We start from the raw sequence: 21971 nt of genomic DNA, 5'->3' as shown, positions 1-21971 counted from the left end.
ATCCGCTCGACTTGCATGTATTAGGCACGCCGCCAGCGTTCGTCCTGAGCCAGGATCAAACTCTCCATGAAATGGTGTTTGACTTGCTCAAACTTTGTTTTATCGCTTTTTCCGTTATTTCTAACGGGGCAGTTTTGCTCGTTGTTCAGTTTTCAAAGAACAATTTTTTTCAACAACGCTGTGTATCTTATCACGTTATCGAATTCAGTGTCAATCCTTATTTTTCATTGATTTCAATTTCTATCTATCAATGATATTCAGCTTTCCGTCCCAACCGCTTGTTTCTCTCGGCCAGAAATAGAATATACCATATGCATCTATCTCATTGCAAGACTTTTCTTGAAAAACTTTTCCGAAAACATATTGTTTTGTTCTAAACACAAGCCAAAAAACTACCCCTGCAATCACGTAAACTGTAACTCAAAATAATTACTTCATTATAAGCAATCATTTCAGAGCGTATATGGTGGCGGCGAATTGTGGCTGTGTGAATCCATAATTAAAAGAGCCTGGTCACTGAAGTACAGTGACCAGGCTCTTTTGCATCCGCGTGAGGACGGGGCTTCCACTTGCTCACTTGCTAATTCACCGTAATGACCAATGGATCACTAACTACCTTTTGAGCTTCTTTCGCTACCACTTTTATCGTCTTGCCAGTGACCAACTGAATCAAAGAAACATTGATCGAGAATAAACCGTCAGTCCAACATAGCTAGTTGCAATTGCATTGCCTTTATCATTGACTATCATAAATTATTGTCGGTATCCGTTCATCGACACTTGGACCATCGTTAGTTCCTTGTATATTTACCGTTTCGCCGCTAACATTACTTGAAACAACGGGCACTGTGCTTTTAGGCACTCGTTGAATTGTAATGTATACCGGATCGCTTGGCAGCATTCCTGCCTCGTCGGTGATAACATATTTTCGATCTCTGCCTCGCAGAACAGTAAACGCTAAACCGATCGACCAGTTACCTGAATTCATTTCGGAAAAGGTACCCGTATAATCTGCGTGCCATCTTCAAGATAGGCGCTTATTAAACCTGTCCCGTAATAGTAGGTGTACTGGACTTCTCTACTGACATAACAGTCGTGAGCACCAGCGCATTGCTCATTACTTTACCAGGCGCATCAGCTTTGAGCTGCAATGTTTCTCCAGCCTGCAACGGAGGATATGACGGCATCATAAAGCTAAACGTTCCGTCTTTATATATAGAAGAAGAAAGTAGCATGTGGCTCAATAACACCTTTTAAAATATAATTTGTATCCGTGTAGGCTGGAGCTGTAACAGAAGGAAAAGGTGTCTCTTCCATCGGAACGATGGTGGTAAACAAGAACGGCTGGCTGGCTTTCTTCCCTGCTACCTTGGCTGTTAATTGATATTGGGTTTCGGATTCCAAAGCCAATTTGTGTACAAATGTTGTTCCGCCAGCACCTGAATAAAACTCTCTAATTACGTTTTCGTAGCTTATAATCTACCAAATTTATAATAACAAAAATATCCAGATTTATATACTAACAATCCATTTACTAGAAATTAATATGTAACTAGGAATTTGCGAAAATCCACTATCTAATGAGGCTAAAAAGAATATCGAATACGCCCATCCTCTTCCCTCCGCTCTTACATACAATGTTTTAGCCCATCAAATAAGGAGTGACAAGATCATGTCATTTTTCCCACCTCCCGGCCCCCCAGGATTCCCTGGACAGCCGGGACCTCCAGGAGGACCACCAGGAGGACCTTCGGGACCGTCAGGGCAGCCAATGGCACCCAGCTCACCTCCGCCGGGATTCATCCCTCAACAACCTCAGTTCTCACAGTTTGCTGTTGACCCTGGCGCAATTTCTCGTTGTATGTTTAGGAATACGTACATTTGGCTCAGAAATGGAAACCAATTCTGGTTTTTCCCAGTATTCTTAGGGCGCACATCAGTTGCGGGTTTTCAGTGGAACGGACGGTTTTGGATGTACACTGGGCTGAGCTTGCAGTCCATTCAATCATTCACGTGCGTCTAACCAAACCACGAGAAAGAGCTCCGTCCCTCTAGGGATGGGGCTCTTTTCGATACAACCCATTATATGGGATATTGTATGGAGTTATCTCACCATCGGTCTTACAGGCGTCCGAATAGGCGCGGCTCCATCCTTAATGTTATAATGGCGGCAAATCCTAACTATCAACGAGAGAGGGCACGGGCGCTTGAGATTCCGGAAAATCTACCGCAGCTATATACAGAACAACCTGTTCGTCAAAGTCATTCTCGTCTTCGCGGTCATCGTGCATTTGACGATCATCACGCTCTCATACCTGCTCTTTGGTCTCATTTCCGATTCTATCGTGAACAGCGAGCTGAATAACCAGAAGCAGGCAATGGAACGGGTGAACCGCTATATGGAGCAGAAGTACGACTGGGTGCAGAACACGGTGCAGGACATCTACCGCAACAGCCTGCTCGCGAGCAACGCGTCCTACTTTCTCCGTCATTCCTACAGCGAATACGCGCAGTACATGCTCGACCAGAACTACGCGGGCGGCAACGAGAGCGCGGTCGATATCCTGAGCTATCTCGCGGACCGAATGGATGCCGATCCCGACATCCAGAACATCCTGCTGTACAGCACGGACATGCAGCAGTTGTATGCTTTCAATCGGAACGGCCCGCGACGGCTGTACAAGACCAATCCGACCCGCTCCTACATTCCCGAGATCATGGCAGCGGACGGGCCAGTTGCGGCGACGCCGAACATCTGGATCCGCGGGCTGATCGGCCAATGGAACTCGCAGCTGTATTCCATGCGCGTCCAGGTGAACGATAAGAATACGCTCAAGAACATCGGACAGCTGCTCATATACTTCGATTCCGGCATGGTGAGCCGATCACTTGACCAGCAGCGGACGCCGCTTAAGGGCGAGATTCTGGTACTGTCTCAGGACGGGCAGGTGCTGTCCGATTCGGCGAACCAATACTATGGACAGCTCTTCCCGTACATGAAGCAAATCGGATCCCTGAAGGAAACCGAACTGCTCGACGAGCCGTCGTACATCTCCACGCTGACGCAGAACAAAGCCGGGTACTTCGTGGTCGGCATTATGCCTAAAAGCGTGATGGCCGAGGCTTACGCAGGCCTCAAGCGGACGATCATTCTGATCAGTTCGATTTGCATCGTCGTCGCGGTGATCATTCCATCCATCCTGATTGTCAGTATCTCACGGCGGACGAACCGGATCGTACATTTCATGCGGAAGGTGGAGGGGGGCAACTTCACCGCCCGCCTGCAGGACGCCCGCGAGGACGAGCTTGGGCAGATCTCCCAGAGCTTCAACGAGATGCTCGACGAGCTGGGCCGGCATATCGACCGGGAATACAAGGCGGAGATACGGCATAAGCAGACGGAACTTGCCGCTCTGCAGGCCAGGGTAAACCCACATTTTCTTTACAACACGCTTGAGGTCATCCGAATGCGGGCGATGTCGCAAGGAGCGGTCGACGTAGGCGAGATGATCTACAGCCTCGCGGCGCTGTTCCGCAACTCGGTCAGTGCGAAAGCGGAGAACACCCTGGGCGAGGAGCTCGAGATGTGCAGGCTGTACCTCGAGCTGTTCCGAATCCGTTACAAAGACAAATTCACCTATGAGGTCGAATGCGACCAGGAGCTGCTGCGGGTTCCAGTTGCAAAGCTCCTGCTGCAGCCAATCGTAGAGAACTATATCGTGCACGGGATGGATTCCCGTCGTAAGAACAACAGCCTGACTATCGAAGCCGTGCAAGAGCATGGCCTGATCCGGGTTCAGATACGCGACAACGGCAAAGGCATCGAGCCGGAGAGGCTCGCGCGCATCATGCACCGGCTGAGGATGCCAGAAACCGAGGAACAGCAGTCCTTCGGGCTGCGCAGCGTGCACGAGCGGATCGAACTCGTGTATGGACCCGGCTACGGGATTAGCATAGAGAGCATGCCCGGGAAGGGGACATCGGTGACGGTGACCTGGCCCGAGGCCACACAAGGGGAGGAAGCTGGCGATGTATAAAGTATTACTCGTGGACGACGAGCCGTTTATCACGGAAGGGTTGAGCGACGCGATCGATTGGTCCGCTTTCGGTCTGGAGGTCGTCGGCAGCGCCGAAGACGGTGAGGAAGCGTTGGAGCGACTGCGCGAGTTGCCAGTCGACCTGCTCATCACTGACATCTCCATGCCGATCATGACCGGACTGGAGCTGATCCGCAAAGCGCGGGAGCTGCAGCCGCAATTGAAGGTGATCATCCTGAGTGGGTTCAACGAATTCAATTATCTCAAGGAAGGTATGCGCCTTGGCATCGAGAACTACCTGCTCAAGCCGATTAACTTCGGGGAGCTTGAGGCGACGCTGACGGATACGGTACGGAAGCTGGAGGCGGACAAGCCAGAAAAGCCGTTGGGGGAAGATGAGATTGGCATCCTGCGGGACAATGTCATGACCCGATGGGTAAACGGGCGGATCGCGTTACCCGAGCTGACTGAACGGACAACACTCCTCGACATCGATCTTTCGAAGCCATATGTGGCGCTGGCGATCATCCGTTTTCGCCCGGAACAGAGTGCCACAGGTTACGGCCCGGACGACTGCGTCGCGGATCTTCTGACCGAGGAGACTGACCGCCTGACTTTTGTTCCCTTTCGCAACGACGAGGACGAGCTGGTCGCCGTCTGCTGCATAAACGGAGACGAGCAGAATCAAGCTAAGGTAACGGAAGCCTTGGAAAGAGTAGCGGACAAATGGGAAACCAGGCAACTCGGCCCGCAGATCGCGCTCGGTGGGATCATGTCGACAGCCGACGCCCCTGCTAGCTACATCCAGGCTCGTAAAGCGCAGCAGTTTTTCCTGGTGCGGCAAGACCGGCATTTACTCGACTATACGGATATTTCCGCAGAAACGGCAGCTCTTCCTTCGGGATTATTCGAATGGGAGGCATATGCAAAGTCCATCCTCGCCAAGGACAAGGATGAGCTGGCGGAGGTTATCGACCGCGATTTCGCGGCTATACGGATGGCGGAGAGCTTGCATCCCATCCGGGCGAGAGGCGCCGCCATCGAGCTGATGATCCTGATGAAGATCGAAGTTGACAAGCTCGGACGCACGGATGCCGCGGAGGTGTTCCAAAGCGCACTCGACCAAGCGGTGACCGCGGCAACGCTCGAAGGCGTGGAGAAAGCCGTGCGGACGGCGGCATTCTTCACTGCCGATTCGTTCTCCGGGGAAGACATGAGTCCCGTCATCAAGCAGGCGTTGCGATACATCCACGAGCACTACACGGAGGCGCTGACGCTCAAGTCGCTTGGGTTGCAGTTCCACATTCACCCCAATTACCTTGGGCAGCTCTTTCACAAGCAGACGGGGGATACGTTCACGGATTACCTGAATAAATTTCGTATCGACAAAGCTAAGGAACTGCTGGCGGACAGCCGGCTTAAGGTGAATGAAATCGCAAGACAGGTCGGGTACTGGGAGACAGGCTACTTCTACAAGCAGTTCAAGAAGCATGTCGGGATGGTGCCGGGCGATTTTAAGGAGCTGCTATGACGCCGAGGCGTCATTCGTGGTTCCTTTCTTTATTTTGTACACTTATTCTTTGTTTTCTATTATTTTTGAAAATGTTTTCATCTTCTAAGATGAAGTAGCAAGAAGTCGCGACTACTGAAATGCTACACAGACAAAAGGGAGGAAACACAAATGGGAATCATCCGTAAAAAGGCAGCAATCGGCCTGACGTCCGCGATGGCCGTCATGCTCTTGCTGAGCGCCTGCGGAAGCAACGGCAACACTGCCACGAACAACAACACTTCGTCCGGCAACACAGGCAGCAACGCCAAACCGGTCGAATTGAACTGGTACACAATCGGCACGCCGCAGAAAGACGTCGACAAAGTTATGGAAGCGGTTAGCGAATACACGAAAGAAAAAATTGGCGCAACAGTCAAAATGACGATGATCGACTGGGGCGATTACAACCAGAAGATGCAAGTACTGACGGCTTCGGGCGCAGACATGGACATCATGTTCACTGCGGCATGGGCATTCGATTACGTACAAAACGCGCGCAAAGGGGCTTTCGCACCAATCGACGATCTGCTGACGCAATACGGCAAAGGCATTACCGATACGTTGAACCCTGCCTTCCTGAGTGGCTCTAAAGTCGACGGCAAAAACTACGGCGTACCGGCGAACAAAGAGCTTCCGACATCCGAGGTATGGCGCTTCAATAAGAACATCCTTGATGAGAATAAGCTGAGCATCACGGACGTGCGCTCCCTGGAAAGTCTGGAGCCGTTATTGAAGACGGTTAAACAAAATAACCCGGACGTGACGCCGCTGCAAGTGGACAAGACCTTCACGCCGTACATTCCATATGACTACCTGATTGAGAAATTCCCGCTGGCCGTTAAGCTCGACGACTCCAGCTACAAAATTGTAAACGTGTTCGAAACGCCGGAAATGAAGCAAGCGCTCGAAACCATGCACAAATACTACCAAGCTGGCTACATTCCTACGGAAGCCGCGACGCTGGAATCGTCTTCGGACGTGCAAGCGACGGGCAAATGGTTCACCGACAAAGCTACGACGCAGCCGTTCGCAGACAACGTATGGTCGACCAGCTACGGCTACCCGATCGTCTCGACGCCGATGAGCGACGCGCTGATCTACAACCAATCGGTTATGGGCTCCATGCAAGCCATCTCCGCAAACTCGAAGCATAAAGAGAAGGCGATGGAATTCCTTAACCTGCTGAACACCGATCCAGTTCTTCGCAACATGGTTGACTCCGGTATCGAAGGCACGCACTACAAGGTAACCGACGGCGACTACATGGAGAACCTGCCTGAGTCCAAGAACTACGATATGCCAACTTTCGCACTTGGCAACATTATGATCACGCACCTGAACCCAGGCGATCCTGCCGACAAATGGGAACAGTTCAAGACATACAACGATGCCGGCAAACCTGCGGCACTACTCGGCTTCAACTTCGATCCGACGAAAGTGTCGAGCGAGATTGCGGCCGTGCAAAACGCGAAGGAATCCTTCTGGGCACCGCTCATGACGGGTACCGTCGATCCGGATAAATACTTGCCGCAAGCGATCAAAAAATTGAACGACGCGGGTCTTGGTAAAATCCTGACCGAAGCGCAAACACAACTCGACGCTTGGAAAGCTACGCAAGGCAAGTAAAGCACTTATAGCACCGAAGGGCGAATGCGAACATTCGCCCTTTTTTCAAAAACAAGGAACCGAATGGGATGAGACATCCCGTACATTGTTTCTCGTTCTAAGGGATGAAACTTGCGCCGCCAATGGACGGCATCTGCCGTTTCATCTTGAATTCTAAGAGTCTATAAGTGTTTTTTTATAAACATGGCTTAGAATTCTCCGGATTGAAACGCGCGCCACCCCGCCTTGAGGACGGGGAAGCCGTTTCACCTTGGGACGAATTGCCGCAGGCCCTTGGTGCTGCAAACCGACTTCGCTTAGAAAGGGTGAACCCCATGAAGGCCTTTGGGCGTTTCTTCAAAGACATCAACCGTAATAAAGCCCTGCTCCTGATGGTGCTTCCGGCTAGTATCTGGTTTATTTTCTTCTCGTACCTGCCAATGCTCGGCACGGTGATTTCCTTCAAGGAATACCGCGTGCACGGCGGATTTCTCTCCAGCATCATCCACAGCCGCTGGGTCGGCTTCGATAATTTCAAGTTCCTGTTCAGCACAAACGACGCGTACATCATCACCCGCAATACCTTACTCTATAACATCGTGTTCATCATCATTGGTCTAGTTCTGGCAGTGGCCATGGCCATCGTCCTTTCCGAAATCGCAAACAAGCGGCTGGCGAAATGGTTCCAAACGGGGATGTTCATGCCTTACTTCCTGTCCTGGGTCATCGTCGGTTATTTCGCATATAGCTTCCTCAGCTACGACCGCGGCGTGATGAACAAGATCGTCCTGGCGTTCGGCATGGATCCGCAGCAATGGTATTCAGAGCCGAAGTACTGGCCGTTCATCATCGTCATCGTGTTCCTATGGAAGTCGCTCGGCTATAACAGCGTCGTTTATCTGGCCGCAATCATGGGTATCGACAAATCTCTATACGAAGCGGCAATGATCGACGGCGCGAACAAATGGCAGCAGATCCGCAACGTCACGCTGCCGATGCTGACACCACTCATGACCATTTTGACCTTGCTAGCCATAGGCCGCATTTTCTACGCAGATTTTGGCTTGTTCTACCAAGTTACCCGCGATTCCGGGACGCTCTACAACGTCACGAACGTTATCGATACTTACGTCTACCGTGGCTTGAAAACAACCGGGGAGATCGGCATGAGCACTGCAGCTGGCCTGTATCAATCTTTCGTCGGATTCGTACTCGTCATCACGTCTAACTGGATCGTCCGTCGTTTCAATAAGGACAACGCGTTATTTTAGGAAGAAAGGAGCATCATCATGGCATCCCTTACGAAATCCAAGGACTTCCACCGGCTGACGCCGGCCTGGAACATCATCTTCAACCTCATTGCCGGACTGTTCGCGCTAGCTTGCGTGTTTCCGTTTCTGCTCGTCATGGTTATCTCGTTCACAGATGAGAAGACACTGGCGCAGGACGGGTACTCGTTATTTCCGAGCAAATGGAGTACCGACGCCTACAGCTACCTATTCAAAGCGGGCGACCAACTATTGCGCTCCTACGGCGTGACCATTCTCGTCACGGTTGTCGGCACGGCGATCAGCTTGATCTTTATCTCACTTTTCGCGTACGCGATCTCCCGCAAAGGATTCAAATACCGTAAATTTTTCTCGTTCCTTGCCTTCTTCACGATGTTGTTTAACGGCGGACTCGTGCCGTCCTACATCGTGACGACGAAGCTGCTTGGCCTCGGCAATTCCCTGTGGGCGCTCATTCTGCCTCTTGCAGTCAACGCCTTCTACATTATGATCATGCGTACGTTCTTCTCGACCATGATCCCGGACGCAATTATCGAATCCGGCAAAATTGATGGCGCCGGCGAGTTCGGCATATTCTTCCGACTCATCGTACCGCTCGCGCTGCCGGGCCTCGCGACAATCGCGCTGTTCAACGTGCTAGGCTATTGGAACGACTGGTTCAACGCCCTGCTGTACATCGAGAACCCCGACCTGGTGCCGCTGCAATCGATGCTGATGCGGATCGAGAACAGCATGCAGTTCATTCTTGCAAATAGCAACAACGCCTCCTTGGGGACTTCCGTGCTGCAGTCGATGCCGCAGGATACATCACGGATGGCGATGGTCGTCCTGGCAACCGGTCCGATCGTGCTCGCGTATCCATTCTTCCAGCGCTATTTTGTGCAGGGGCTAACGGTTGGTGCCGTGAAAGAGTAATACCTTTTAGCATTTGAAGGTTAGAGAAGCGAAAGATCAACATCATCACGAACATTTCACACCGCAAGCGGCCCGCGGCGCGGACAACCGCCCACGGGCCGTTTGTGGTACGCATAAGTACGTATAAGCAACAACGCAATAAAGTAACGACAAAGGGGAAAAACACCATGGAACAATTCAGATTACCAAAAATCGACATGCCTCACCTCCCGCTCCCGCAATCCGTGCAAGCGGTGCTAGCAGAGGCAGAGACGCGCCTCGCGCACCGGCCGAAGCTGCTTCAGCTGTTTAAGAACTGTTTTCCGAATACGCTGGAAACAACAACCAAGCTGCTGAACGATGGCACGACTTTCGTCATTACGGGAGATATCCCCGCGATGTGGCTGCGTGATTCCGTCGAGCAGGTCATGCACTACGTACCGTTTGCCAAGGACGACGCCGACCTGCAGCGGATCATCGGCGGCCTGATCAAGCTGCACATGCGCAATATCGTCATCGACCCATACGCAAACGCGTTCAACGAGATGGCAAATGACTGGCACTGGAACACCGACGACAAGACGGACATGTCCCCTTGGGTATGGGAGCGCAAATTCGAGCTCGATTCCATCTGCTTCTCGATGCGCCTTGCATTCGCGTACTGGAAGGAAACCGGCCGCGCCGACATCTTTGACGCGGACTTCAAGATCGCCATGCGCGCCGCAGTTGACCTGTGGAAACGGGAGCAATACCATTTCGAGCGTTCGCCATACCGCTTCGAGCGGGACAATGGCATCATGACCGACTCACTCATGAACGACGGCATCGGCATGCCGGTCAACTATACAGGCATGGTCTGGTCCGGCTTCCGGCCGAGCGACGACGCCTGCGATTTCCATTACAACATCCCAGACAACATGTTCGCGGTTGTTACCCTCCGCCAAATGCGCGAGATCGCAGAGTTCGTCTTCCGCGACCTGTCGTTCGAGAAGGAAATGGCGAAGCTGGAGCGCGAGATCAACCATGGCATCCAGTTGTATGGCATCTACCGGCATCCGGAGTTCGGGCCGATCTACGCGTACGAGACCGACGGCTTCGGCAACTACTGCTTGATGGACGACGCGGGTACGCCGGGTTTGATCTCGATTCCATACCTTGGTTACGTGGATGGGGACGATCCGATCTACCAGAACACGCGCCGTTTCGCGCTGAGCAAGGAAAACCCGTTCTATTACGAAGGAACGGCCGCGAAAGGCATCGGAAGCCCACATACGCCGCCGGGGTATATCTGGCATATGGCCTTATCCATGCAAGGGCTGACGGCCAAGACGGACGAGGAGAAACTCGCTATGATCGCGGTCTTGGAAGCGACGGACGCCGATACCGGCTTCATGCATGAAGGCTTCCATTCGGACGATCCAACCGTATTCACGCGTAAATGGTTCGCTTGGTCCAACAGCTTGTTTTCGCAGCTGGTCTATAAAGCGATGAAAGCAGGATTACTCGATGCTAAATAAGACAATTATTTTCTACGATGGCGCCTTTCCGGGCGCCTCTGCCATTGGCGGGCCAGATTTGGAACAGCTGCGGGGCGTCGGCGAGGTGTGTGGCGCCGATGCGCTGGCATCGAGGCTGGAAGGTGCGGACGGCGGCGTATTCGTGTCGCTGCATGCGCCTTATTTTCCCGCCGCGGCTTGGGAAGCGCTGCTCGGGTTCTTGAAACGTGGCGGTGGCTTGATCAGCTTGGGTGGCGCACCTTTCCGAGTGCCAGTCCGCAAAGAAGCCGGTGAGTGGCTCCCAGAGCCGGAACAAACGGCGTATCACCGTCAGCTGCGCATACATGAGATGCTGCCTGTGAAGGCGGCGCCAGTCGCAAAGCTGGCATCTGTCGAGGAAATCCCTCTATTCAAGGGCCGGGAGTCGCTGCTCGACGTCACGGATACGTGGAACCTCGTGCCGCATGTGACCAAATCGAGCGACCTGCCGCAGCAGATGGGCTCGGCCGGTCCGATGGACGCGCATATTTACCCCGTGCTGAAGGGCATCTCCTCCGAAGGACGGGAAGTGGCTGCACCAGCCGTGCTGTGGGAGAACACGAAAGGTGATTTCGCCGGCGGACGCTGGCTCTTCGTCAACCAACCGCTTGGTGCGGATTTCTTCGCGCGCGGCGGAGCCGAGGCGCTGCAAGCGTGGACGGCATTCTGCGCGGCTGGCGTGACCGAGCTGTGGCTGAAGCCGAGCTATGCTTCCTACGAGCTGCATGAGCGTCCGATGCTGACGCTGCAGTCGCAGAAGCTGGGTCGAAGCACGGCGGGCAAAACGAACTGGACGTTTGACATCAAAGTCCGCCATGGCGATGACTCGGACGTGTTCACCTGCCGTCACGAGGCGGAAATCGGCCCCGAGCTCGAATTGAAGCGCATTCCGCTGCTCGGCGACATCCACGCGGGTTATTATCATGTGACTTGTGTCGCTAAATCCTCGGACGGCGAGACGCGCCTGCTTCACCAAGGCTTCTGGGGGATGGACGCCGATTTACTGAACGCTGGCGGTCTGCTGTCACGCGGCCGGGATTATTTCGAGAAGGACGGACAGCCGATGCCTGTCGTCGGCATGACCTATATGACCTCAGACGTTGCGCGCAAGTTCCTGTTCCTGCCTAATGTATCGGTGTGGGATCGCGATATGGCGCAAATGCGCAAGGCGGGCATCAACTGGATCCGCACGGGCATCTGGACGGCGTACCGCAACATCATGCAGGTGGACGGGCATGCGTCCGAAGAAGTACTGCGCTCGATCGACGCGTTCTTCATGACCGCGAAGCGGCACGGCCTGCAAGTAACGTTTACATTCTTCTCCTTTACTCCGGAGACATGGGAAGGCACAAACCCGTACCTTGATCCGCGCAGCGTGGAAGCGCAGAAGCGGTTCATCCGCTCCATCGTCAGCCGTCACCGCGAGACGACGAACGTCGATTGGGACCTGATCAACGAGCCGTCGATGTTCGATCCGCCGCGGATCTTCTCAGATGGTCCGCGTTCGAGCCGTGACCGGTTCGAGAAGGCGGCGTACGCGGAGTGGCTAGCGGAGCGCCACGGAGCCATCGAGAAGCTGCGCGAGCGCTGGGGCATGACCCCGGGTGAACTGCCGAATTTCGCATCCGCTGTCATTCCGGAACCGGAGGACATCAACTTCGACGTGCAGGACATGCACCAAGGCAAACGGGGCACGCGTTGGCTCGATTACGCGCTGTTCTCTATGGACATGCACAACCGCTGGGCAAAACAGCTTGTCAATGCGATTAAGGAAAGCAATCCGTCGCAGCTTGTGACAGTCGGTCAGGACGAAGCGCTTGGTGCGCAGCGACCGTCGCCGTTCTTTTACGGGGAAGCGGTCGACTATACGACCGTGCATTCCTGGTGGCTGAACGACCATCTGCTGTGGGACGGTATCTTCGCGAAGACGGCTGACAAGCCAAATGTCGTGCAGGAGACGGGTATCATGTACGTTGAAACACCGGCTGGATTCGCGAAACGGTCCGAGGAAGAGCTTCGCGCGATGCTTGAGCGCAAGTACGCGTATGCCTTCGCGGCTGGCGGAGCCGGCGCCGTACAGTGGATCTGGAACACCAACTTCTACATGGACAACGCAAATGAATCTCATATCGGCGCGCTGCGGGCGGATGGAACCGAGAAACCGGAGGCGGACGTGTCCTACCGGTTCGGCAGCTTCATGGAGCGGATCCGCGATTTGTTCCGGGACCGCGAGCTGGAAGATGTCGCCGCTGTGTTCCCGTACTCCAACGACTTCTCTAACCGCAAGCTGGCGTTCGACGCGACGACACGCCTGACGCGCGTTCTCGGCTACGAGTTGAAGACTCCATTTCGCGGCGTGTCGGAATACCATCTGGATGCGCTGGAGACAGCGCCGGCCAAGCTAATCATTGTACCGTCCGCGCATAACTTCGCCGACGAGGCATTCGCGCGGTTGCTGGACATCGTGGACCGGACGGCAGCGACGCTCTTGTTCACGGGCCCACTCGGGCTCGACGCCTACTGGCGGGAAGCGGACCGGCTCGCGGATACGTTCGGCCAGCGGAAGTCAGCCAACGTCGTCCGGGAAGAACGGCTCGCGATTGGGGACAAGGAGTATCCGGTATCATACGGTCACCGAAGGATCGCCGAAGTGTTCAAGGAAGCTGGCTACGGTGCCCCTGCGGGAGCGGACCAGGTCATGGAAACGGCCTACGGACAAGGACGCCTGATCTGGTGCCCGCTGCCCGTGGAGCTGAACGAACGCGCAGAACCGGTCGCTGCGCTCTATGCGCACGCGCTGGAAGTTTCAGGCGGGCGCCGAGAATTAGAATGGCTGAGAGGCGGCCACCTGGCCGGCGTATACGGCCGGAGTCTTCGTTTCAAGGAAGGCGAGCTCTTCGTGTTCGTGTCCGAATACGCGCATGACGCGCAGATCGAAGTGAGGTCCACCGTGACGGGTACGACGTATTCGTTCGTGTTGGAACGGGAGCGTGCGGTGCTGTTTGCCGTCGACCTGAACGGCTGCGTAACGGAAGTCTATCGCCCGGACGAAGTGGAAGTGCTGGCGCAGCCAGCCGAAGAAGGCTTGAAATCGAAAGGAGACGATCGCCATGGCGAACGCTAATAATAGAAAAACAGCACATATCATCTCGCACACGCATTGGGACCGCGAATGGTATCTGCCTTACGAGAAACACCACGTGCGGCTGATCGCACTCATGGATACATTGCTGGACACGCTGGAGAACGACGCGGAATACCGCAGCTTCTATCTCGATGGGCAGACAATCATCATCGAGGACTACCTGCAGGTACGCCCGGACCAACGGGAGCGCCTGGAGAAATGGATCCGCGAGGGCCGCATTCATATTGGTCCATGGTATGTCCTGCAGGATGCGTTCCTGACGAGCAGCGAAGCAAACGTCCGAAATCTGCAGATCGGGCATCAAGATGCCTCGCATTACGGCACGATCGCGAAGGTCGGGTATTTCCCTGACACCTTCGGCAACATAGGCCAAGCGCCGCAGCTCATGAAGCAGGCGGGCATCGACAACGCGGTGTTCGGCCGCGGCGTCAAGCCGACGGGGTTCAACAACATGGTCTCGGACTCCGCTTATGAGTCATCCTTCTCGGAGCTCGTATGGGAAGGACCGGACGGTTCGCAGGTGCTCGGCATTCTGTTCGCCAACTGGTACAGCAATGGTAATGAGGTGCCCGTGGATGAAGCGGAATCCAAGGAGTACTGGGACCGCAAGCTGGCCGATGCCGGCAAATACGCATCGACGGGACAGCTGCTGTTCATGAACGGGTGCGATCATCAGCCGATCCAGACGGATCTGGCCGAAGCGATCCGCGTCGCGCGCAAGCTGTACCCGGATATGGATTTCGTCCATTCGAATTTCCCGGATTACCTGGCGTCACTGAAGTCGTCGCTCGAAGACAAGCAATTGTCGGTCGTGCGCGGCGAGCTGCGCAGCCAGCGGACGGACGGCTGGTCAACGCTCGTGAATACGGCATCCGCCCGCGTCTACCTCAAACAGATGAATCAGGTCGGCCAGACGATCCTCGAGAAGGTCGCCGAGCCGCTTGCCGCGTTTGCGCATGTGACGGGCCGGGCCAAGTACCCGCATCATCTATTGAAGTACGCTTGGAAAACGCTCATGCAGAACCATCCGCACGACAGCATCTGCGGCTGCAGCGTCGACGAGGTGCACCGCGAGATGGTCACCAGGTTCGATAAGAGCCGTCATGTGGCGGAGACAATCGTCGACGACAGCAAACACGCGGTCGCAGGTACGGTCGATACAAGCGTATTCGCGGGCTACGGTCAGGATCCGCTGCCGCTCGTCGCGTTCAATACGACGGGATGGACGCGCAGCGGCGTCTTGGAAATTGAGCTGGACATTACGCGCGTGTATTTCCGTGAAGGCATCGCCCCGAATGATATGATTCGTATGATGAAGGAAATGTCCATCGAGGGCCGGACGCTCGTGGATGCGGACGGCAACGCCGTTGCTCATACGGTCGAGGATCTAGGCTTGCAGTTCGGCTACGACCTGCCAGATGACAAATTCCGTCAGCCGTATTGGACACGCCGCGTGAAGCTGACGTTCGAAGCGACCGCCGTGCCGGCGCTTGGCTTGAAAACTTACGCTTGGGTGCTCGGAGCTGCAAATGACGCTTCGTCGCCGTCAATGGTGACCGGTCCCCGTACGCTTGCGAACGCCAACCTGTGCATCGAAATTGCCGAGGACGGAACCTTGGCGGTAACGGATATCGCCAGTGGACGCACGTACCGCGATCTGCTTATCTATGAAAATGTCGGAGATATCGGCAACGAGTATATGTTCAAGCAGCCGGACGGCGAGCCGGTTCTCACGACCAAGGGCCTAGCTGCTGACATTCGCGTCATCGAAGACAGCGCGTTCCGCGCCGCGGTCGAGATCGTGCATCATTGGTCGATCCCGGCATCTGCCGATGAGCTGTTCGAGCAGGAGAAGCAGGAAGCTGTCTATTATCCCGAGCGCAAAGCCGGCCGATCGACAACATTCGTGCCGTTTACGATTCGCACCGTCGTCAGCTTGGAACGCTCCGGGCGCGGCGTAGGCATCAGCACGACGTTCAATAACCAAGCGAAGGACCATCGCGTGCGCGCCTTGTTCCCGACCGACCTGGCTGCGTCCGTCCATCGGGCTGACGCGATCTTCGAAGTGGCGGTTCGGGGCAACGAGCCGGCCGTCGAATGGGAGAACCCGAGTAACGCGCAGCATCAGCAAGCCTTTGCCGATGTCAGCGACGGTACGCAGGGCCTCACGATCGCGAATCTGGGCTTGAACGAATACGAAGTGCTTCGCGACGGCCGCAATACGATTGCCGTCACGCTGCTTCGTTCCGTCTCCGAGCTGGGCGACTGGGGCGTCTTCCCGACGCCGGAAGCGCAATGCCTCGGTGAGCATACGACCCAACTGTTGATTCTTCCGCATGGCGGCGATGGCGCGGCAACAGGCGCGTACGCGGACGCGTATCAGTTCCAAGCGCCGTGGACAAGCGCGCAGACCGGCGTACACAGCGGAACACTATCGCCGACGCACTCGTTCCTGGCATGGGAAGGAGAAGGCATTGCGTTCTCCTCTGCCAAGATCGCGGAAGCGACGGGCGACCTCATGCTGCGCTGGTTCAACATGCGGCCTGAAGCCGCGAAGCTGCAGGCGCAGCCGAACGTCGGCGCGGCCGCAGTGGCGTATGCGAGCGACGTGCTCGAACAGGCAGGCGAACGCCTGCAGCCGTCCGGTGAAAGTGCGAACGGCTCGTACGCAGCGGAGCTCGGGCCTTGCGAGATCTATACGGTAGGCATCACGGCAGCGAAGTGACGCCGTTGTGAACTGGCTTTTAACGAAATGAGAAAGAGGATGAACCGGCCATGGCTGGTTCATCCTCTTTTTTACTTGCGCTCGCTTGTTGAATGCTAATCGGACCGATTCGGTATCCATTGCCTTGGCAATCATCCTTAAATATATAGTTCTCTATGGCCCACTCTAACCGTTATAAACGCCTTCTACAACTCCAATGAGAGTTTCAGCCGCCTCATTACCCATACCCGTCATATCGCCGTTCTAGAAGGCACTACAACGCTTCTGTGCCAAATTGATTAAAATACAAAAGGTCGACAGAAAAATTTTGCCGAACTTTTAGAGGCTAGGACTCAACACCTTGCCCTAATGATTTCGCACGAAACCTCGTTCTCGACGGTATGATAATCTTTGTATTATATCCACTCTCACAAGCAGTTAAATTAGCTTACGACCTTCTCAGACAATAATAAAAAACATTCATTTTTTAATATTAACAATCCAATTATTAGGAATATTTATCAATTTAAAACAAAGCAAAAACCCGACCTCATGCGGTCGGGTTTTTCATGGTGGAGGCGAGGGGATTTGAACCCCTGTCCGAAGACAACGCCACACAGGCTTCTACGGGTGTAGTCACAGTATTGATGTCACCCGAGCGTCGTCCCGTAACCGACTACGCGTTGGGTCAGCCTGATTATCTTCTTCCGTCGACCCCAGGCGGAGACCGAACGGCGTATCCCACTACTTGTTAGCCCCTAGTCTAGTCACATGGGCGATGCTAGGTAGGAGCACGCTCACAGGTTATTAAGCTGCGAAAGCGTAAGTTTGTTGTTGTTTGCCATTTAATAGGCTTTAGCGTTGATGAAGCAGACGACTCCCTGCTACCCGCAACCCATGCTCGTACTATCCCCGTCGAATCCATAAACGCCCCCAATATCGCATAAACGGCATATTGCCGATTAGCTTCAAGAACGCCTGGAATGAGGTGTAGCGCACTTACACGCTATTTCATTACAAGCAAGCATTACCTTACCTTGTATAACTTCTAGATCAGCGCCTCGTCTTTCCTTTAGCGCTTCTCTAGTATAACACGAACTCAATGACAATTGCTTAGCTTCTTGATACCAGTACATACAGGATGCACCATAAAAGGTTATCTTGCAACCTTCTGCTTCTCACGAAGCACACGCTGGATATCACGCTGTGCATCACGCTTGGCAGCAGTCTCACGCTTATCATACTGCTTCTTACCTTTACCAAGGCCAATCAGCAGCTTCGCGTAGCCATTGCGTACATAAATCTTAAGCGGTACGATCGAATAGCCTTCCTGCTTGGACTGGCCGAGCAGTTTGTGAATTTGCTGCTTATGAAGCAACAGCTTCCGAGCGCGTGTTGGATCGGTTGGATTGTGGCGGTTGCCTTGTTCAAAAGGACTGATGTGCATATTATGAATGAACATCTCGCCGTTCCGGATCGTCGCGAACGCATCACCAATATTCGCCTTGCCCATTCGGAGTGCTTTAATCTCCGTACCCATAAGCACGATTCCCGCTTCATACGTATCCTCAATGAAGTAATCATGGGAAGCTTTCTTATTCTGAGCGAGTTGCTTTCCGTCATTTTTCTTACTACCCACAGTCTTTCACCTCATCTTTGTTTACGTCATTCAGCTCTAAATGCGCGCTATTAGGAATTCATTGTAACAACTTTAAAAGCCTAAAGCAAGAGACCTGTCCGCGGAAATACATCGCTTACATAAATAAAAAGACCGCCCCATTAAGGGCGGTCTCCGTTCGTTAAATTAAGCTATTACAGCTTAACAACGTTCTCAGCTTGTGGTCCACGGTTGCCTTGAACAACGTTGAACTCAACGCGTTGGCCTTCTTCAAGAGTTTTGAAGCCTTCGCCAACGATTGCGGAGAAGTGAACGAATACGTCATTGCCGCCTTCAACTTCGATGAAGCCGAAACCTTTCTCAGCGTTGAACCATTTAACAGTACCTTGTTGCATGTGTATTACCTCCAAAAATGTATTAATATGCGCCTATTTCGTATCGAAACAAAAAATTCACACATTGAAAAAGGTCCATGACTTTAATGACACCCTTTTCAATATGTGAATTCAGGTTCATATCATCAATTGCTTTGAGTGTACTATACCCAAATTCAAAATGCAAGCGACAAGCTTAAATATATTTTCCCAGCTTATCCTAAGAAACGGTGCTGCTTACTCGCAGACCGCGCCGCTTCTGGCAGCACCATTTTCCCAGGTTTAGTACTATATATGTTCCATATTTATTTACTTTTATTTACGTTTCTTGCGGACAAACGCTGCGGTGGAGTTGCCTCCTCCGTTGTTATTACTGCCGTCTCCGCTATTTCTTTTTCTTTTCTTATTTTTCCCTTCTTCGCTGGAATTATTCACTCCACTCGAAGAATTTGTGCCGCCGCTGCGCTGACCAGTACCACGCTGGCCTCCACTGCGATCTCCGCGTTGACCTCGGCCACCACGATTACCGCCTGAGCGCTGCCCTTGATCCGGATCTTCGCCCGTATCGGCATCGCGACCTCGGCTGCCGCTAATCGGCAGCCCCCACATATCCGTGCGCGATCTTGCTCCGCGCACTTGACGCCCTTGCTCGAGCGGCTTCGCCGGCTCTTGCCATGGCGTGCGCTCCGCCGCGCCTTCGGCTGGGCGATTCGCGCCCTGCGCCGCTCCGCGGTCAGCGCCTCCGCGCTTCCGCTGCGCGCCACCGGCTTCGCCGGCCTTGCCGCGGCCCGCATTTGCGCCGCCGCGAGAACCACCTTGCGCACTGTTTTGCCCGGCGCGCTTATCTCCGCCGCGGCGTCCGCCGCTAGCGCGGTCGCCTCCGCGACCAGCCACAGCTCCCGCATCACCACCGCGGCCAAAACCTCCGCGTTTGCGGCCATTGTTGCCTCGGCCAGCACCAAAGCCTGCATCCGCTACGCCTTTGAAATCGCTGCGCGGCTTCATATCAACCATCTCAAAGTCGATCGTATGGTCGTCCATATTTACCCGCGAGACGCGGATTTTCACTTCATCACCAATACGATAGACCTTCGAGGTACGTTCGCCGATCAGCACCATATGAAGCTCATGGAAGTGGTAATAGTCATCCGACATATCGCTTAGACGAATAAGCCCTTCCACCGTATTACTCAATTCGACAAACATGCCGAAGCTTGTCACACTGCTGATAATACCGTCGAATTCTTCTCCGACTTTATCCAGCATGTATTCACATTTTTTGAGCTTATCCGTATCCCGCTCTGCATCAACCGCTACACGCTCACGTTCGGATGAATGCTGCGCAATATCCGGCATGCGTGCTGCGAGTGCTTCGTTGCGCGCTTCCGTTAATGCACCACGGTTGTCCAGCACTTCGCGGATCACACGGTGAATCACAAGGTCCGGATAACGCCGGATTGGCGAGGTAAAGTGGGAATAAAACTCAGCCGCGAGACCAAAGTGACCTAGGCTCTCAGCATCATATTTCGCCTGCTTCATGGAGCGCAGCATCACTGTTGAGATAACTGTCTCTTCTTTCGAGCCGCGAATCTCTTCAAGCAGTGTCTGCAGAGCGCGAGGGTGAACCGAATTCCCCTTACCCTTCACGACATAACCAAAGTTCGAAGCGAATTGCATGAAGTGAAGCAGTTTTTCTTGATCCGGATCTTCATGGATCCGGTATAGGAACGGAACGCGCAGCCAGTGGAAATGCTCCGCCACTGTCTCATTCGCCGAGAGCATGAATTCCTCAATAATCTGCTCAGCGACAGAACGCTCTCTTTTCACAATATCAACCGCTTTGCCCTGCTCGTCCACGATTACCTTCGACTCTTGGAAATCAAAGTCAATCGCGCCACGCTTCATCCGTTTCTTCCGAAGCTTCATCGCCAGCTCTTCCATCAAGCTGAACATATCAAGAAGATCTGCATAACGTTCCTTCAGCTCGGTTTGCGGTTCCTCTTCCGTTGCTGTCAGGATCTTCTTCACATTCGTATAGGTCATACGTTCTTTCGTCTTGATCACACTCGTGAACACATCATGACGAACGCGCTTTAGCGTCTTCGCTTCAAATTCCATTTCGCAGGACAGCGTCAGACGGTCAACCTGAGGATTCAGCGAGCAGATCCCATTCGACAACCGATGCGGCAGCATTGGAATAACCCGATCAACGAGATATACGCTGCAACCACGGCGGAACGCTTCTTGATCAAGCTCCGATTTCTCTTTCACGTAATACCCGACATCTGCGATATGAACACCAAGCAGGTAGTTACCATTCTCAAGCCGCTTCACATGAACAGCATCATCAAGGTCTTTCGCATCTTCACCGTCAATCGTAACAATAACTTCACCGCGCAGGTCGCGGCGGCCCTGCTCGATAATCTCTTCCTCAGTAATGGAATCCGGGGCTGCTTCAGCCTCCGCCATTACTTCATCGGGGAAGCTCTCTGGCAGCTGATGCTTGCGAATAATCGACAGGATGTCGATACCCGGATCATTTTTATGCCCTAGAATCTCAACGATCTCACCTTGCGCAGCAGAACGTCCTTCCGGATAAGATACAATACGGACGACAACCTTTTGTCCCGACACCGCACCTTGGAACTCGCCTTTCGCGATAAAAATATCACGGTTAATCCGTTTGTCATCCGGAATCACAAAGCCATAAGCTTCATGACTGTCGAAGGTACCGACAACCTGAGTGACCGCACGCTGCACAATGCGGACAACCTCGCCTTCCATTCGTCCTCCGCCTTCGCTTTGCGAGGTAATCCGTACCAGTACGATATCACCGTTCATCGCACTCTTCTGATCGTTAGCATGTATGTAAACGTCAGGGTGATCCTTCTCATCCGGCAATAGGAATGCGAACCCTTTCGCATGCGCCTGGATTTTACCTCTCAGCAGGTTCATTCTCTCTGGAACGCCATAGCGCTCGTTGCGCGTCCGAATGACCTTACCTTCTTCCTCCAACTGGTTTAACATCTTCAGGAATTGTTTAAACTCCGTCGCATCGGTTATGCCGAAATGCTGTTCCAGCTCCTGATAAGTCATTGGCTTATAAGCCGTTTCCCTCATAAAATCAAGCAGTTCCTGCTCTTGCATCATAATTCTCCTAGTCACCTCATACACCGGAGGCCTTTTCTACCGTTATTTTGACTACCGGCTGATAGAAT

The 21971-nt window shown here is 53.6% G+C and carries 13 protein-coding genes, 1 rRNA gene and 1 other RNA gene; 9 read left to right on the top strand and 6 right to left on the bottom strand.

The features are described from left to right. Both FHS17_RS30130 and FHS17_RS30125 read right to left on the bottom strand, forming a co-directional pair. Window positions 1-71: ribosomal RNA gene (locus FHS17_RS30130) — 16S ribosomal RNA — on the bottom strand; the annotation flags it as partial. Window positions 72-1040: 969 nt separating this feature from the next. Then, complete coding sequence (locus tag FHS17_RS30125) at window positions 1041-1235, bottom strand: hypothetical protein (RefSeq protein WP_167283148.1); 195 nt, start codon at window positions 1233-1235, stop codon at window positions 1041-1043. Window positions 1236-1672: 437 nt separating this feature from the next. Between FHS17_RS30125 and FHS17_RS30780 the strand changes: the two genes are divergently transcribed. The 9 genes from FHS17_RS30780 to FHS17_RS30080 all read left to right on the top strand — a co-directional run bounded on the left by FHS17_RS30780 (window position 1673) and on the right by FHS17_RS30080 (window position 16782). After that, window positions 1673-2023: a hypothetical protein gene (locus FHS17_RS30780; protein ID WP_243865606.1), complete on the top strand. Its 351-nt coding sequence runs from the start codon at window positions 1673-1675 to the stop codon at window positions 2021-2023. Between the two features lie 184 nt (window positions 2024-2207). Next, window positions 2208-4037, top strand: coding sequence for a cache domain-containing sensor histidine kinase (locus tag FHS17_RS30115; RefSeq protein WP_167283146.1), 1830 nt, complete (start codon window positions 2208-2210; stop codon window positions 4035-4037). Further along, entirely contained in the window at window positions 4030-5568 is a 1539-nt protein-coding gene (locus FHS17_RS30110) for a response regulator transcription factor (RefSeq protein ID WP_167283144.1), read from the top strand. The genes FHS17_RS30115 and FHS17_RS30110 overlap by 8 nt, the downstream gene beginning before the upstream one ends. A 150-nt stretch (window positions 5569-5718) precedes the next feature. Further along, window positions 5719-7215, top strand: coding sequence for an ABC transporter substrate-binding protein (locus FHS17_RS30105; RefSeq protein WP_167283142.1), 1497 nt, complete (start codon window positions 5719-5721; stop codon window positions 7213-7215). A gap of 314 nt (window positions 7216-7529) precedes the next feature. Next, on the top strand, window positions 7530-8465 hold the full coding sequence (locus FHS17_RS30100; protein WP_167283155.1) for an ABC transporter permease: 936 nt from the start codon (window positions 7530-7532) through the stop codon (window positions 8463-8465). Window positions 8466-8483: 18 nt separating this feature from the next. Further along, window positions 8484-9398, top strand: coding sequence for a carbohydrate ABC transporter permease (locus tag FHS17_RS30095; RefSeq protein ID WP_167283140.1), 915 nt, complete (start codon window positions 8484-8486; stop codon window positions 9396-9398). A gap of 167 nt (window positions 9399-9565) precedes the next feature. Continuing rightward, window positions 9566-10894: a glycoside hydrolase family 125 protein gene (locus FHS17_RS30090; protein ID WP_167283138.1), complete on the top strand. Its 1329-nt coding sequence runs from the start codon at window positions 9566-9568 to the stop codon at window positions 10892-10894. Beyond that, window positions 10884-14036 carry a beta-galactosidase gene (locus FHS17_RS30085; protein ID WP_167283136.1) on the top strand — a complete coding sequence of 1051 codons (3153 nt, stop codon included), beginning with the start codon at window positions 10884-10886 and terminating at the stop codon, window positions 14034-14036. Before FHS17_RS30090 ends, FHS17_RS30085 begins: the two co-directional genes overlap by 11 nt. Further along, window positions 14023-16782 (top strand): alpha-mannosidase, encoded by a 2760-nt coding sequence (locus FHS17_RS30080; protein WP_167283134.1) that lies wholly within the window; start codon window positions 14023-14025, stop codon window positions 16780-16782. Before FHS17_RS30085 ends, FHS17_RS30080 begins: the two co-directional genes overlap by 14 nt. Window positions 16783-17331: 549 nt before the next feature. On the opposite strand, the gene ssrA is transcribed toward FHS17_RS30080, so the two are convergent. From ssrA to rnr, 4 genes are all read right to left on the bottom strand, one after another. Continuing rightward, window positions 17332-17696: a transfer-messenger RNA gene (gene ssrA, locus FHS17_RS30075) on the bottom strand. Between the two features lie 221 nt (window positions 17697-17917). Then, entirely contained in the window at window positions 17918-18400 is a 483-nt protein-coding gene (smpB, locus tag FHS17_RS30070) for an SsrA-binding protein SmpB (RefSeq protein WP_167283131.1), read from the bottom strand. A gap of 173 nt (window positions 18401-18573) precedes the next feature. Continuing rightward, entirely contained in the window at window positions 18574-18774 is a 201-nt protein-coding gene (locus tag FHS17_RS30065) for a cold-shock protein (RefSeq protein ID WP_012772186.1), read from the bottom strand. A gap of 294 nt (window positions 18775-19068) precedes the next feature. Continuing rightward, a complete protein-coding gene (rnr, locus tag FHS17_RS30060) occupies window positions 19069-21903 on the bottom strand; it encodes a ribonuclease R (RefSeq protein ID WP_167283128.1) in 2835 nt (944 codons plus the stop codon). Window positions 21904-21971 lie beyond the last annotated feature (68 nt).

Origin of the sequence: Paenibacillus lupini, from assembly GCF_011761355.1 — a bacterium.
Classification (GTDB): domain Bacteria; phylum Bacillota; class Bacilli; order Paenibacillales; family Paenibacillaceae; genus Pristimantibacillus; species Pristimantibacillus lupini.
The sequence above is the reverse complement of the archived record's forward strand: the minus strand, read 5'-3'. Positions and strand labels throughout refer to the sequence as shown.

Excerpts from the sequence above, each read along its gene's own strand:
- FHS17_RS30065 (WP_012772186.1), bottom strand. The coding sequence starts at position 18,774 with ATGCAACAAGGTACTGTTAAATGGTTCAACGCTGAGAAAGGTTTCGGC.
- rnr (WP_167283128.1), bottom strand. The coding sequence starts at position 21,903 with ATGATGCAAGAGCAGGAACTGCTTGATTTTATGAGGGAAACGGCTTAT.
- FHS17_RS30125 (WP_167283148.1), bottom strand. The coding sequence starts at position 1,235 with ATGCTACTTTCTTCTTCTATATATAAAGACGGAACGTTTAGCTTTATG.
- FHS17_RS30095 (WP_167283140.1), top strand. The coding sequence starts at position 8,484 with ATGGCATCCCTTACGAAATCCAAGGACTTCCACCGGCTGACGCCGGCC.
- FHS17_RS30080 (WP_167283134.1), top strand. The coding sequence starts at position 14,023 with ATGGCGAACGCTAATAATAGAAAAACAGCACATATCATCTCGCACACG.
- FHS17_RS30110 (WP_167283144.1), top strand. The coding sequence starts at position 4,030 with ATGTATAAAGTATTACTCGTGGACGACGAGCCGTTTATCACGGAAGGG.
- FHS17_RS30780 (WP_243865606.1), top strand. The coding sequence starts at position 1,673 with ATGTCATTTTTCCCACCTCCCGGCCCCCCAGGATTCCCTGGACAGCCG.
- FHS17_RS30105 (WP_167283142.1), top strand. The coding sequence starts at position 5,719 with ATGGGAATCATCCGTAAAAAGGCAGCAATCGGCCTGACGTCCGCGATG.
- FHS17_RS30090 (WP_167283138.1), top strand. The coding sequence starts at position 9,566 with ATGGAACAATTCAGATTACCAAAAATCGACATGCCTCACCTCCCGCTC.
- FHS17_RS30100 (WP_167283155.1), top strand. The coding sequence starts at position 7,530 with ATGAAGGCCTTTGGGCGTTTCTTCAAAGACATCAACCGTAATAAAGCC.
- FHS17_RS30085 (WP_167283136.1), top strand. The coding sequence starts at position 10,884 with ATGCTAAATAAGACAATTATTTTCTACGATGGCGCCTTTCCGGGCGCC.